Below are 14,554 nucleotides of genomic sequence, written 5' to 3' on the forward strand. Positions count from 1 at the left end.
CACCCCCTATATTAATTTTTTAGTTACTTTCTATCATTTCTTTGATCTTATTTGCAAAATTTTTATCTTTTATTCCTATGACAGCACGTGGTGACTTTCCTATTGAATGTCCTAGTTCTACTTTAGTTGAAAATTCAATGTACTCTACGTCTCTATATGTTGATTTATCTATAAATGTTTTTTTAGTGTTGTTTGATGCATCGTTTGCTATTATAACAAGCATTACTTTATTTTTCTTTAATTCAAGTAATGTAGAATCATCACCTGAAACTATTTTTCCTGCTCTTTGTGCTAATCCTAAAAAAGTATATAACTTATCATTATTGTTGCTCATATTTTCTTAACTCCTCAAGTAAGTTCTCGTAAACTTCTTGTGATACATCAGTTTTAAATGCTCTATTTAAACCTTTACTTTTTATTGCCTTTTGTAGACATTCTATATCTTTACATATATATGCGCCTCTACCGTTGGCTTTTCCTGCTGGATCTAAGAATATTTTGCCTTCTTTGTCTTTAACTATTCTTATGAGTTGTTTTTTCGCATCTCTATCCTGGCAAGCTATACACTTACGTTGAGGTATTTTCTTTGGCTGTTTCAAAGACATCTCCCTCCTTATTATTTTGTAACTTGACTTTCACTTTTTATGTCTATTTTCCAGTTAGTTAACTTAGCTGCAAGTCTAGCATTTTGACCTTCTTTACCTATAGCAAGTGATAATTGGAAATCAGGTACAACAACTTTTGCACTTTTATTATCTTCATCTACGTCAACATTTATAACCTTAGATGGGCTAAGTGATGCAGATATATATTCAGCTGGATTATCGCTATATTTTATTATATCTATCTTTTCATCTCCAAGTTCATCTACTATATTCTTAACTCTTGAACCTTTTTGACCAACACATGCTCCTATTGGATCTACATTAGGGTCAACAGATTTAACTGCCATCTTAGTTCTAGATCCTGCTTCTCTTGCTATACTCTTCACTTGAACTATTCCATCGTATATTTCTGGAACTTCAAGTTCAAATAATCTTTTTACTAACCCTGGATGACTTCTAGAAACTCCTATTTGAGGTCCTTTATTAGTCTTTTTAACTTCTAATATATATACTTTTATCATTTGTCCGGCTTTATAGTGTTCCCCTGGAATTTGTTCAGCTTGAGTCATTATAGCTTCTATTCTTCCTAAGTTAACATATACTATACCTTTATTTACTCTAGCAACTTCTCCTGTAACTATTTCATTTTCTTTATCTATAAATTCATTATAAACTATTTCTCTTTCAGCTTCTCTTATTCTTTGAACAACTACTTGTTTAGCTGTTTGTGCTGCTATTCTTCCAAAGTCTCTTGGAGTAACTTCAGATTCTATAATATCTCCTAGTTCATAATTTGGACTTATTTGTCTAGCCTCATCTATTGATATCTCTAAGAAGTTATCGTACATTTCCGATTCATCCATAACTACTCTTTGAGAGAATACTTTAACGTTACCTTTTTCTCTATCTATTTCTACCCTAACATTTTGAGCAGAACCGAAATTCTTCTTATAAGCTGTAAGTAAAGCTTGTTCTATTGTATCTATTAATATGTCTTTATCTATTCCTCTGTCTTTTTCTAGTTCGTCTAAAGCTTCTATGAATTCATTCATCATCTTAAGCCCCTCCTATTTAGTTTTTAAATTGCTAAAATTTAATTGCAAGTCTTATTATAGCTACTTCTTTTTTATTAAAAGACATTTCACTGCCATTATATATTATCTTTATAATATCCTCGTCAAACAATCCAAGTAATTCTCCTTCAAATTGTTTTTGACCTTCTATAGGCTTATAAAGTTTAACTTCAACATCTCTTCCTATATATCTTTCAAAATCTTTTGCCTTTTTAAGCGGTCTATCAAGACCAGGTGATGAAACTTCTAAATAATAATTATCTTTTATTGGATCTTTTTCATCTAGTAGCGTACTTAAATCCGTGCTTACTGAGTGACAATCGTCTAAAGTTATTCCGCCCTCTTTATCTATATACACCCTTAAAAAGTAATCTCCTCCTTCTTTTACATACTCAACATCAACTAACTCAAAGTTGTGTTTTTCTATAATAGGTAGAGTTAATTCCTCAACAACTTGTTCTATTCCTTTTTTCATAAAAAACGCCTCCTATTCAGTTGTAATCCGAAGTAAAAAATACAAAAACAAAGAGTGAGAATGCATATTCCCACTCTTATTTTTTGCAAATTTTACTGCTTTCTATACCACTATACCATATTTTGTTTGAAAATACAACTTCATACAGTAAATATAGTTATTTTAACTATATTAAAGACAGTTGATTTGACTCAGACATATTCTCTAATGCACCGTGGTTTGATAATGTTTCCACAACAGTTTTTGATACCTTAGTTTTACTTCTTAAATCCTCTTTAGATAAAAATTCTCCTTTTTCTCTTTCTCTAACTATATTTATAGCTGCATTTTCTCCAACTCCTTGTAGTGCAATAAGAGGTGGAAGTAGCTTACCTTCTACAACCTTGAATTTTTTAGCATCAGAGTTATATAAATCAACAGGCATTACTTCTATTTTTCTTGCAAACATTTCAACTACAACTTCTAATACCGTAAGCATATTTTTATCTTTTGCAGTAGCGTCATTCCCTAGTTGTTCTATCTCATTTATCTTTTTCTTTATAGGTCCCATTCCCTTTACTACAAGGTCTGCATCAAAATCCTCAGCCTTTGTAGTAAAATATGTTGCATAAAATGCAGCTGGATAATGAACTTTAAAGTAAGCTATTCTAAAAGACATCATAACGTAGGCAACTGCATGGGCCTTAGGGAACATGTATTTTATCGTTTGGCAAGAGTTAATATACCAATCTGGAACATCATTTTTTTTCATCTCTTCAATATGTTCACCAGTTAATCCTTTACCCTTTCTTACATTTTCCATTATCTTGAAGGACATTTTTGGTGGAAGTCCTTTGAATATAAGGTAGTTCATTATATCATCACGTGTAGATATAACATCTTTAAGTCCAACGATACCTTCTCTAACTAAATCTTGAGCATTATTTAACCAAACATCTGTACCATGTGAAAGTCCCGATATACGGACTAATTCTGCAAATGTCGTAGGTTGTGTATCTATAAGCATCTGTCTAACAAACTTCGTACCAAATTCAGGTATTCCTAAACTTCCTATAGGAGAATTTATTTCATCTGATGTAACTCCTAAAGCTTTCGTTGATGTAAATATAGACATTGTTTCTTTATCATCTAATGCTATTTTAGTAGCATCTATTCCTGTTATATCCTCTAACATTCTTATTATTGAGGGAACGTCGTGGCCTAATATATCAAGTTTTAATATTCTACCACTTATAGAATGGTAGTCAAAGTGAGTAGTTATAACTCCAGAAGATGAATCATTAGCAGGATATTGTATAGGAGTAAAGTCATATATATCTTTGTAATGAGGACAAACCATAACCCCTCCTGGATGTTGTCCTGAAGTTCTTTTTATACCTGTGCATCCACTTGCTAACCTTAAAACTTCAGCAGAAGTAGTTACTATATTATTTTCTTCAACATACTTTTTAGCATAACCATATGCAGTTTTGTCAGCAATAGTACCTATAGTACCAGCTCTAAAAACATAGCCTTCACCAAATAGTTCTTCTGTATATTTATGAGCAACAGATTGATATTCTCCAGCAAAGTTTAAGTCTATATCAGGCTCTTTATCGCCTTCAAATCCTAAGAAAACTTCAAATGGTATATCGTGTCCATCTTTTATAAGTTCTGTTCCACACTGTGGACAATCCTTATCAGGTAAATCTGCTCCTGAGCCCCATTCTCCAACTTCATAAAAATACGAGTATTTACATTCTTCATTAGGACAAACATAGTGTGCAGGAAGAGGATTAACCTCTGTTATATCACTCATTGTAGCTGCAACAGAAGATCCAACAGATCCTCTAGACCCAACTAAGTATCCATCCCTTAAAGATTTTGTAACAAGTTTTTGGGCTATTATATACATTACGGCATATCCGTTACTTATAATAGAATTTAACTCTCTATCTAATCTTTTTTGAACAACATCAGGTAGTGGCTCTCCATATATTCTCTTTGCTTTTTCATAACACATATTTCTTAATTCTTCATCAGATCCTTCTATAATTGGTGCATAAGTTTCATCTGGTATAGGCTTCATGACTTCTACCATATCAGCTATTTTATTTGGATTAGTTATAACTACTTCTCTCGCTAATTCTTCACCTAAATAGCTAAATTCTTTTAACATCTCATCTGTAGTTCTAAAATAAAGTCTTCCTTCTTCGTCTTTAACGTTAAATCCCTGACCGTGTTTTAATATTTTTCTATATATATCATCATGTGGATCTAAATAATGCACATCTCCAGTTGCAACAACTAGCTTTCCATATTTTTTAGCAACTTCTACAAGTTTTTTATTTATATCTTTTAATTCTTCTTCGTCTTTTACTTCACCTTTTTCAATCATAAATCTATTGTTATCTATTGGCATTATTTCAATATAATCATAAAAATCAACTATTTTTTCTAGTTCATCTTGTGATACATTTCTTGTAACTGCCTCAAAAATTTCTCCTGCTTCACATGCAGAACCAACTATAAGTCCTTCTCTATGTTCTTTTAATACGCTTTTTAGTATCCTTGGATTTCTATAAAAATGTTTTATATGGGCATTTGATATTACTTTGTATAAATTTTTAAGTCCCGTATAGTTTTTAGCTATAATAGTTATGTGTTTTGTGTTTATTTTTGTATAATCTATGTCTTCATATATTGTATTTATATCGCTTAAGTTAATTGCGCCTTGCTTTTGAAGCATTTCTAAGAACTTAACAAATATTTTTGCAGTAGCTTCTGCATCATCTACTGCTCTATGATGATTTAATAGGGGTATTCCAAGTTCCTTAGCTATATTGTTTAATCTATGTCTCTTTAATTTTGGAAGCAGTATTCTTGCAAGAGATAAGGTATCCACTGCTTCATTTTTGTAATCAATGCCATTATGAGCACATTTTTCCCTTATAAAACCTGTATCAAAATCTGAATTATGAGCAACTAAAGTAGATTCTCCCACAAATTCCATAAACTTAGGTAAAACTTCTTCTATATTAGGTTTGTCTTTAACTAAATCATTTGTTATACCAGTTAATTCTTGGATTTTATATGGTATATCTATTTCTGGATTTATAAGCTCACTAAATCTATCTATAACCTTAAAATTTTCTATTTTAACTGCACCTATTTCAGTTATTTTATCATTTTTATTGGAAAATCCAGTAGTTTCTATATCAAATACTACAAATGTTTGAGACAACGGCAAGTTATTTGCATTTTTTACTATAGAAGCCTCATCATCTGCAAAATATCCTTCAACTCCATATAATATCTTAATTCCAAATTTTTTACCTGCATCCATTGCTTCTGGAAATGCTTGTACTGTTCCATGGTCTGTTATAGCTACAGCCTTATGTCCCCATTTCGCTGCTCTTTCCACAAGTTTTTTTGCAGAACATATAGCGTCCATCGATGACATTTGAGTATGTGCATGGAGTTCTACTCTCTTTTCATCACAATTATCTATCTTTTCTATTTTTATTTCTTTTTTAATACCACTAATTGTCATAGTAAGTTCTTTAGAATAATTATCGTGTAAGATATCACCTTTTATTTTAAGATAACTTCCCTTTGTAACTTGAGAAAGCACATGATCTCTGTTTCTATCGTTTAAAAACAACTTACAGTTTATAGAACTTGTGTAGTCTGTAACCGATGCAATTAGTAATACTTTACCATTTTTTAACTCTTTAGCTTCTACTTCAAATACTTCTCCGACTATACAAACAGTGCCTGAATCAGAATTTAATTTTTCTATTTTTTCAATAGGAAAGTTTAGATCTTTTCCGTATATAATATCATTATTTGAATCATCTTTATTGTCATCCATAATAACTCTTGGTAAAGATTCATCAACGATAATATTAGAATCAACATCAGCAAATTTTGATTCTAATATACTTTGTGTCATAGCATCGCTTTTATCCATTAAAACCTTAATATCAACTTTTTTGTTAACAGCAATTTCAAATGATATATTTAAATCAAGGCCTAGTTCTTCATTTATTATAGTTCTTAATGAATGAATAGCATTTTGGCCCATAAGTCTTTTATAAAACATTTCATCTGGAATTTTTATTTTAAGATTGTTTTCTATGCATAAAAATTCTATATCCTTTGCCACACAAGATATAGAAGGTGATAAATATCTTAATACGAATAAAATATTGCTCCAATATTGCTTGATTATATCCTTAGGTGCGTATTTATCTAAATTTGTATATCTCATTTTTATTTTTATATCTTCAAAATAATTTAATTTTTCCTTAAGTCCTTGTCTTAATTGGTTTAAAGTTTCATACTGAACTATAGTTTTAGAACATAAGTACATGTGCAGCAATCTATCTTCTTTAAAATAAACTATTTTTTGTATATTTATATCCTTAAATTGTTTTTGAAATGTAGTATTGAATAATTCAAGTTTTTCTAGATAATCTTTAATGTTTTCCAAACTTACACCACCTTCCTCGGCATAAGGTATTATATCATACATTGTATACATTATAGAACTTACTATTTTAGGCAAAAAATTTGACATCTAATTTTAACTTAAAGTACAAGTTTCATATACAACCCAATTTTCATATTATATATAAATTTTCTTTCAAAGGGGTGTATATAATGAGAGTGGCAATAAAACATATCGCTTCAATTCCTACATTTTCAGAAATTATATTTATAATATTAACTTATTTTTTATTATCAAATACCATAATTCCAAACTTGATGAAACACTTTATAGAATTTAATTCTCCAATTCAAAAAGTATTTTACATAAATGCAGTATCTGATATTATTTGTATATCAATTTTCTTTATAATATTAAAAAATCATATAAGAAGTTTATTAAAAGAGTTTATATTATTCACTGAGGTTTATAAATACGCATTAATTGGATTTTTGGGAACAATATTTTTGAGAATGGCTTCAGGATTAATAATTTTTTATATAGTAGGCCCAGATAGTATTCAAAGTTCTCTAAATCAGAAGACATTAGTTATGGTTATATCAGAATATCCTATTTTTATGTTTTTTTGTACAGTGATATTTGCTCCTATTGTAGAAGAGATTGTATTTAGATTTGCTATGTTTAAGCCATTGTCGCAAATAAATAAACCTATGGCATATATAGTATCTTCATTTATATTTGGATTTTTACATATATCAATTAGCTTTATATTTTTGCATAATTTTAATGAAATTTATAACTTACCTTCATATATGGTTTCAGGCCTTATGTTAGCTTATGTATATGATAAGACAAATAAACTAGCATCTTCAATTTTAGCTCATATGTTAACTAATTATATGGGATTTTTATTTATAGTATTTGCATCATATCTATAAAATTCGTTTCACTCATGTCGCCAACAACCTCAAAAACCAGGTCTGTTGCTCAAGTTTATCAGTAGGAAATTATAATTTTCATTAACAAAAAAAATTCGTGACATGAAAGTCGCGAATTCTTTTTATGCTAATAAATCTGGCTTTTCTAATAATTTAGATTGTCCATAATTTATACCTAAATTTTTAAAATTCCTGTTTTCACAGTACTTTATAAATGTGTCTTTATGCCACTTCGGAGCTCTAGGGTCTAATAAAACTTCACCTAAACTACTTAAGTCTATATCGTATTCAAGTGTATCGCTTTCTCCTTGTATATCTTTTATTAATTCATAAAGCTTTTTTATTTCATATAATAAAGCTTCGTCATTTTCTATTTCTTTATTTTCTCTTTGGTATTTTTTTATATGTTTATTAAGTTCTACTGGTATATAAAAAGAAAATCTATATTCTTTTTCATGTTCAAATGCCTTCCTCTTTTTCTTGCCTATATATTTTTCTCCATTTTTTATACTAGAGCTTTCTCTCTCATCATCTTCTTCAAATTCATTTGTATATTCAACATAATAATGGCTTAATAAATCTTCTTTATATCCATTAATCTTCAAAGTCTCCTTAATTCTTTTTTCTATATAAGATCTTTCCATTTTTATTCTAACGCCAAGACCGTCTTCACTATATTCCTTCCATAGTGCATCTGATTCTTGAGATTTGTAAGTCCATGATTGGGCATAAGTTGAATTTAACACTAAGTTTGCGATTTGTTTTATTGGATTTTTCATTGTGTCATTTAATATAGAACCTAATAACACTTCTAACCTTTTTACTCCGTCATATCCTTCATATGTATCTTCCCACAAAGATATTTTTGTTAAATATAGTTGCTCAAATTCTATCATAGAAATAAATTGAGGAAATGACATATATTTATATAAACTTAACTCTTCATCCCTTTTATCCATATATACTCACCTTCATTAAATAAAATAATTTATATTTTCTAATATATTGTTTCCAATTTTAATATATTTATTTTATTGTGACTTATGAATATTAGTACAACTTTCTAATTTACATTGTACGTCATAGTATATATAGACAGTATTTTAGCCAACAAGTAAGGCGGTGTATATATGAGCTATGACAAAGTTGTAATAAGAAAAATGCTCAGAGATTTAGAAGAATTAGGAGAAAAGAAATTTTTTAAAGAAATTATGAAAGAATTTAACATAAACAAAAAGATAAGATTATATTATTCAAAAAAAAGATATGTACCAGTAGCCACCCTTCCAAGATTTAATTTGATAGTAAGTTCTAAGAGGGGATTTATAACATTTTATTACAACTTTTATGCCTTTATGCATATGAGGGGAACAATATTGCCTTTAGTTAAAGATACAATGATTTTCGTTGCTAGATGTGTATTATCCCATGAAATAGGGCATATACTTGATGAAAGCCTCCCTCAAAATAGGAAAGAACATACTAGTTTACTAGCAAAACTTACAGACAAAATAATACATCACAATATAGATATACAAAATGAAACTGAGTTTAAGACTGAACTCCCTATTGAAGTCGATAATATAATTATTCAACTAAAAAGAAATTTAATAGAGCGAGAAACAAAAGCTTGGGATATAGGCAAACAAATAATAGAATTTAAAAATAATCATGAAGAAAAATTATTTTATAAAATGAAAGAGTATGCTCTTGCCACTTATAATTACGGTGACTTAGCTACAATTATTAACGATAATAATCTAGAAACTACTATAAAATTCAAAAAATTACTTCAAGGATTGTAGGGGATTTAGTTTTTACTAAATCCTTTTTAATGTATTTATTTATTTACTCTCATAGCTTTATAACCATCACTTAGGTGACCCCCTAATTTTCCAATCCAATTTGGATATGTTATAGGAATGATACTTATTAAAAATAAAAATACATTATAAATTGATGAGAAAATTAATAATTCACTACCCATTTTATTTAATATTAAGTTGCTTAAAATAAAAGATATAATTCCAATTAATAAAGATGTTATAGGCCCTCCTATACAAATTATCATAATTTGTGCATTTTTTATATTTTTAGCATTATAACAAACAAACCCTGTAAAAGGTTCAAAACTCCTTATATTTATTGATAACTTATTTATTTTTAAGCTTTTATTTGTTCTTTTATTACCTAATACCATTTTTACTTTATCATTACTAAATAAAACAGCAGGGATTGCATGGCCTAGTTCATGAAAAAAAGTTGCAAGTTGTATTATTAAAACTCCTAATGGAATAAATAAAATAAGATCCAATACAATTCCTCCTTACTATTTAGTACTATACTATTATTTATGTATTTATTGTTTAATTTATGATAAAAATCAAAAGCCACACTGGTCTTTTCAGCATGGCTTTTAGTTATTTATTAACTTTTCTATTTTATCTTTGTCAAAACCTATTATTATTTCATTGCCTACAATTATTAATGGTACTGACATATGTCCCATCTTTATCAACGTCTTCATGGCTTGAGGGTTTTTTGATATATTATGCTCGATATAATCTATATTATTTTTGTTTAAGAAGTCCTTTGCCATATTACAATATTTACAAGTATTACTTGTATATATCTCTACTTTATTCATATTTATACCCCTCCTACTCTGTCTTATTTTATCCTTGTTGATATGCTTAATATTAAATATATACCTATATTCTCCTATTCAAAACAAACTTAAAACAAAATCTTTTAATTATATCTATAGTTTAATTAACATATTTTCCCCTTTGACATAAAATTAAAATCTAAATAATATAGAGTTATACAATAAATCAAAGGAGATTGATATGCTATTTTTTGATACTTTCTTTTTAATTGTTTTAGGAGTAGTATTCTCATTCATTTTTACTTTAGGGGTAAGTGCAGTAGCTTTAAACTTAGTATTTAGTAATTTATTTCCTAGGATTAGAAAATCTACATATCTAGGTGATGTAAACTCTGTAAATAAATTAATAGAAGCTTTAAATGAATAAAGTTCTAGATTAATTTCTAGAACTTTATTTTATTGTGAAAATTTTTCAAGCTTTTGTATTACTGCTTCTATATTTCCAAATACACTATTTGCAATTTCTTTTAACATTTTCTTATCGTTATTTACATACCAATTTTTATCTTGTTCATCGTAAGTTAACATTATATCTACTACATTTTCATATTTCTTAATACTAGGATCATTTATCTTTGGTATTACTACATTTGCTATTTCACTTGCATTTTTATCTATTGATTCACCATTTAGCATTATACCCCCAATCTCTAATATTGATTGATTTAATACAGATTCCATATCAGGGGACTTTATTTTTGTGGTAACAGTAGCAATTTTATCTTCTACTTTACTAGATATTATTTCATACTCTAATTTCGATGTCTGCGCTTTTAGTATAGGCTCAAGCCCCTTTGGAATATTTCTTTCGTATTCTTTTATTACTTGTGTTGTATCTTCTTTTATATAGTCTTTTAATGCATCTTCATACTGTCCCGCTTTTATCTGTGATAAAAAAGATTTAACAGTTTGTTCTATTTTAGTATTATTTGCTTGATTGTCACTTTTTTGTTTATTTTCACATCCAACTATACTTAATATTGATATTAGTATTAACGCTAATATGAATCTTTTAAATTTCATATTACACCTCCTAAGTTGTTATATTATTATGTATTATATCCAAATTTCCTTGTAATTAAAAAAGTCCTAGGTTTTTAACCTAGAACTTTTCTATTTCTTCTATTAATCGCTCTACTAATTTGTCGCCTTTTATTTTTTTCACTATTTCACCTTTTTTAAATAAAAGACCTTCTCCCGTTCCACCTGCTATACCTATGTCTGCTTCTCTAGCTTCTCCAGGACCATTTACCGCACATCCCATTATAGCTACTGTAAGATTTTTATCCATTTTACCTATTTTTTGTTCTACTTCATTTACAATATTTATTAAATTTATATTGCATCTTCCACAAGTAGGGCAAGATACTATTTTTATTCTATCATTTAATAAATCTAAGCTTCTAAGTATTTCTTTGCCTACAAATATTTCTTCCCTAGGATCTCCAGTTAAAGATACCCTTATAGTGTCTCCTATTCCCTTCATAAGTAGAGCACCTATTCCTATAGAGGATTTTATTGTTCCTCTTTTTACACTTCCAGATTCAGTTATACCTACATGTAAAGGATAATCAACTTTTTTAGATATCAATTCATAGGCTTCTAGGGTTTTAAATACATCTGAAGATTTTAATGATATAACAGTATTTTCAAAATTTAAATCTTCAAGTATTTTTACATGATTTAGAGCACTTTCAACTATAGCCTGTGGCGTATTACCATACTTTTCAAGTAACTCTTTTTCTAGAGAGCCACCATTTACACCTATTCTTATTTTAAGGTTTCTTTCTCTACACTTTTCAACTACCATTTTAACTCTATCTATATCTCCTATATTACCTGGATTTATTCTTACTCCATCTACACCTTGTTTTATAGATTCAAGAGCCAATCTATAATCAAAATGTATGTCACATATAAGAGGTATTTTTATTTGTTTTTTTATATCTCCAAGTCTTTGTGCAGCTTCCATATCGGGAACAGCAACTCTTACTATATCGCATCCAACTTCTTCTAGCCCTTTTATTTGTGCTACTGTAGAATCTACATCTCTTGTATCAGTTGTAGTCATAGATTGAACCGTTATTGGATTGTCTCCACCTATTTTTATGTCTCCTACAGTAACAACTTTAGTTTTTTTTCTTTCGTACACTAAAATCACCTTCTATTTATTAAAAAGTTTTATTATATCTCTATAAGTAACAAATAACATTAATGCCATAAGAGCTGCAAATCCTAAGAAATTTATCATTCCTTCTCTTTCTTGATTTAGTTTTTTGCCACCTCTTATAGCTTCTACAGCTAAGAATAATAGTCTTCCACCATCTAAAGCAGGTATTGGAAGCAAGTTCATTAAAGCTAAGTTTAAACTTATTAAAGCCGTTAAAGATAATACATCCATGAAACCTGATCTTGTAGCATCTCCAACAACACTTATTATTCCAACTGGACCTGATATACTTTCTGCAGCACCACTTGGAAGATTTCCTGTAACTAATTGTACTAAAAGTGTAATCATTTGACCTAATATATTTATTGTTGTCTTAATTGAATTTACAAATGCTCCACCTATATTTTTTTCAAGTTTAGTGCCTATACCTAATTTAAAATCTCCTTTTTCATTTTTAGGAGTAACTTTAATATTTTCTACATTATCGTTTCTTTCAACTTTTATATCTAAGGTCTTTCCCTTGGATGCATCTATAGTACTTGTTATTTGATTCCAATTTTTGATTTCTTTCCCATTTATTTCTGTTATAGTATCTCCAACTAATATACCAGCTTGCTGAGCAGGACTTCCATTCTCAACTTTAGCTATTGTTGTACTTGGACTTCCTACATATATAAATATAGGGATAAATACTAAAATAGCTAATATTAAATTCATAAATGGACCAGCAAATATTATACTTGCCCTTTGTCCTATACTTTTTTTGTTAAAGCTTTTAGGGTCGCTAGATTCTTCATCTTCTCCTTCCATTCTTATAAATCCTCCAAATGGAAGTACTCTTATAGAGTATTCTGTTTCTCTTTTGATACTAAACAGTTTAGGCCCCATTCCTATAGCAAATTCATGCACTCTAACTCCATGATGTTTAGCAACTATAAAATGTCCAAACTCATGTACCAAAACTATAAAGCCAAATACTAATAATGCTACTATAATAGTCATACATTCACCTTCCTATTTAAGACAATCTTTTATAAATTCTCTACTCCAGTTATCTATATATAGTATCTCATCTAAATTTGGATTAGATATTATCGGATGTTTTTCTAAAGCCTTCTCTATATAATATGGTATGTCATAAAATCCTATTTTATCCTCTAAAAATTCATTTACCAAAACTTCATTTGTTGCATTTAAAACAGTAGTATAAGTACCCCCAGCATTTAATGAATCATAGGCAAGTCTTAAACAAGGGAAAGTATCTAGGTCTGGTTTTTCAAAAGTCAGTGATGATAAAGTTGAAAAATCAAGCCTTTCAAAGTTACTTTTTATTCTATCTTGATAAGACAGTGCATATTGAATTGGTAATCTCATATCAGGATTTCCTAATTGTGCTATTACTGAGCTATCAATAAACTGAACTGCAGAATGTATTATACTTTGTGGATGGACAACAACATCTATTTCATTGACTTTAACGTCAAATAACCACTTAGCTTCTATTACTTCAAGACCTTTATTCATTAAGGTAGATGAATCTATAGTTATTTTTCTACCCATAGTCCAGTTAGGGTGTTTTAGAGCCTGATTTTTAGTTATACCAATAAGCTCATTTTTTTTCTTTCCTCTAAACGGTCCTCCTGAAGCAGTAAGTATAAGCTTTTCTACTTGTTTTGTATTTTCTCCATTTAAACATTGAAATATAGCTGAATGTTCGCTATCTACTGGAAGTATTGACACATTATGTTTCTTGGCTTCACTCATAACTATTTGGCCTGCTGTAACTAAAGTTTCTTTATTTGCAAGGGCTATAGTTATCCCCTTTTTTATTGCTTCCATAGTTGGAATAAGTCCTATCATACCAACTATTGCAGTAAGTAGTACATCTATATCATCAAGTGATGATATAGTCTTAAGTCCATCCATTCCAGATAAAATCTCTATATTTATATCCTTCGGTATCATATTTTTTAATTCCATTGCTTTTTGTTCATTAAAAACAGCAACTACCCTAGGTCTAAATTCTTTTATTTGTTCAAATAATAGATTTGTATTGTTATTAGCACCTAATGCCACTACTTTAAATTTTTCAGGGTTTTCTCTTACAACATCTAGAGTTTGTGTTCCAATTGAACCAGTTGATCCTAATACCGATATTCTTTTCATAAATCTCATCCCTTCTAATAATTCTCA

15 protein-coding genes are annotated in these 14,554 nt (G+C 28.9%); 3 read left to right on the forward strand and 12 right to left on the reverse strand.

Annotated features, from left to right (window positions below; translation table 11 throughout):
• Nucleotides 1–19: 19 nt before the first annotated feature.
• The 5 genes from ACUSRV_RS14100 to ACUSRV_RS14120 form a co-directional block, all read right to left on the reverse strand.
• Entirely contained in the window at nt 20–334 is a 315-nt protein-coding gene (locus tag ACUSRV_RS14100) for a L7Ae/L30e/S12e/Gadd45 family ribosomal protein (protein ID WP_490142603.1), read from the reverse strand.
• Nucleotides 321–605: an RNase P modulator RnpM gene (gene rnpM / locus ACUSRV_RS14105; RefSeq protein ID WP_490142604.1), complete on the reverse strand. Its 285-nt coding sequence runs from the start codon at nt 603–605 to the stop codon at nt 321–323. Before rnpM ends, ACUSRV_RS14100 begins: the two co-directional genes overlap by 14 nt.
• 11 nt (nt 606–616) lie before the next feature.
• Nucleotides 617–1,660: a transcription termination factor NusA gene (gene nusA / locus ACUSRV_RS14110; RefSeq protein WP_490142605.1), complete on the reverse strand. Its 1,044-nt coding sequence runs from the start codon at nt 1,658–1,660 to the stop codon at nt 617–619.
• A gap of 31 nt (nt 1,661–1,691) precedes the next feature.
• Complete coding sequence (gene rimP / locus ACUSRV_RS14115) at nt 1,692–2,153, reverse strand: ribosome maturation factor RimP (RefSeq protein WP_490142606.1); 462 nt, start codon at nt 2,151–2,153, stop codon at nt 1,692–1,694.
• Nucleotides 2,154–2,319: 166 nt separating this feature from the next.
• Nucleotides 2,320–6,627 carry a PolC-type DNA polymerase III gene (locus ACUSRV_RS14120; protein ID WP_490142607.1) on the reverse strand — a complete coding sequence of 1,436 codons (4,308 nt, stop codon included), beginning with the start codon at nt 6,625–6,627 and terminating at the stop codon, nt 2,320–2,322.
• Between the two features lie 170 nt (nt 6,628–6,797).
• Between ACUSRV_RS14120 and ACUSRV_RS14125 the strand changes: the two genes are divergently transcribed.
• Nucleotides 6,798–7,523 (forward strand): CPBP family intramembrane glutamic endopeptidase, encoded by a 726-nt coding sequence (locus ACUSRV_RS14125; RefSeq protein ID WP_490142608.1) that lies wholly within the window; start codon nt 6,798–6,800, stop codon nt 7,521–7,523.
• A gap of 122 nt (nt 7,524–7,645) precedes the next feature.
• Here ACUSRV_RS14125 and ACUSRV_RS14130 read toward each other — a convergent pair whose 3' ends face one another.
• A complete protein-coding gene (locus tag ACUSRV_RS14130; protein ID WP_490142609.1) occupies nt 7,646–8,482 on the reverse strand; it encodes a DUF2971 domain-containing protein in 837 nt (278 codons plus the stop codon).
• Between the two features lie 171 nt (nt 8,483–8,653).
• On the opposite strand from ACUSRV_RS14130, the gene ACUSRV_RS14135 reads away from it, so the two are divergent.
• Nucleotides 8,654–9,328, forward strand: a complete 675-nt coding sequence (locus ACUSRV_RS14135) for a hypothetical protein (RefSeq protein ID WP_490142610.1) — start codon at nt 8,654–8,656, stop codon at nt 9,326–9,328.
• 35 nt (nt 9,329–9,363) lie between these two features.
• Here the strand turns inward: ACUSRV_RS14135 and ACUSRV_RS14140 are convergent, their stop codons facing one another.
• Both ACUSRV_RS14140 and ACUSRV_RS14145 read right to left on the reverse strand, forming a co-directional pair.
• A complete protein-coding gene (locus ACUSRV_RS14140; protein ID WP_490142611.1) occupies nt 9,364–9,837 on the reverse strand; it encodes a M50 family metallopeptidase in 474 nt (157 codons plus the stop codon).
• Between the two features lie 102 nt (nt 9,838–9,939).
• The gene (locus ACUSRV_RS14145; protein ID WP_490142612.1) at nt 9,940–10,170 is read right to left on the reverse strand and encodes a glutaredoxin domain-containing protein; all 231 of its coding nucleotides are present in this window, start codon (nt 10,168–10,170) and stop codon (nt 9,940–9,942) included.
• Nucleotides 10,171–10,372: 202 nt separating this feature from the next.
• On the opposite strand from ACUSRV_RS14145, the gene ACUSRV_RS14150 reads away from it, so the two are divergent.
• Nucleotides 10,373–10,558 carry a hypothetical protein gene (locus ACUSRV_RS14150; RefSeq protein ID WP_490142613.1) on the forward strand — a complete coding sequence of 62 codons (186 nt, stop codon included), beginning with the start codon at nt 10,373–10,375 and terminating at the stop codon, nt 10,556–10,558.
• A gap of 29 nt (nt 10,559–10,587) precedes the next feature.
• Here ACUSRV_RS14150 and ACUSRV_RS14155 read toward each other — a convergent pair whose 3' ends face one another.
• The 4 genes from ACUSRV_RS14155 to ACUSRV_RS14170 form a co-directional block, all read right to left on the reverse strand.
• Nucleotides 10,588–11,214, reverse strand: coding sequence for a hypothetical protein (locus ACUSRV_RS14155; protein WP_490142614.1), 627 nt, complete (start codon nt 11,212–11,214; stop codon nt 10,588–10,590).
• Nucleotides 11,215–11,293: 79 nt separating this feature from the next.
• Entirely contained in the window at nt 11,294–12,343 is a 1,050-nt protein-coding gene (ispG, locus tag ACUSRV_RS14160; RefSeq protein WP_490142615.1) for a flavodoxin-dependent (E)-4-hydroxy-3-methylbut-2-enyl-diphosphate synthase, read from the reverse strand.
• Between the two features lie 12 nt (nt 12,344–12,355).
• Nucleotides 12,356–13,363 carry an RIP metalloprotease RseP gene (rseP, locus tag ACUSRV_RS14165; protein ID WP_490142616.1) on the reverse strand — a complete coding sequence of 336 codons (1,008 nt, stop codon included), beginning with the start codon at nt 13,361–13,363 and terminating at the stop codon, nt 12,356–12,358.
• 12 nt (nt 13,364–13,375) lie between these two features.
• Nucleotides 13,376–14,527 carry a 1-deoxy-D-xylulose-5-phosphate reductoisomerase gene (locus ACUSRV_RS14170; RefSeq protein ID WP_490142617.1) on the reverse strand — a complete coding sequence of 384 codons (1,152 nt, stop codon included), beginning with the start codon at nt 14,525–14,527 and terminating at the stop codon, nt 13,376–13,378.
• Nucleotides 14,528–14,554 lie beyond the last annotated feature (27 nt).

Source organism: Sporacetigenium sp. TC11 (assembly GCF_058146105.1).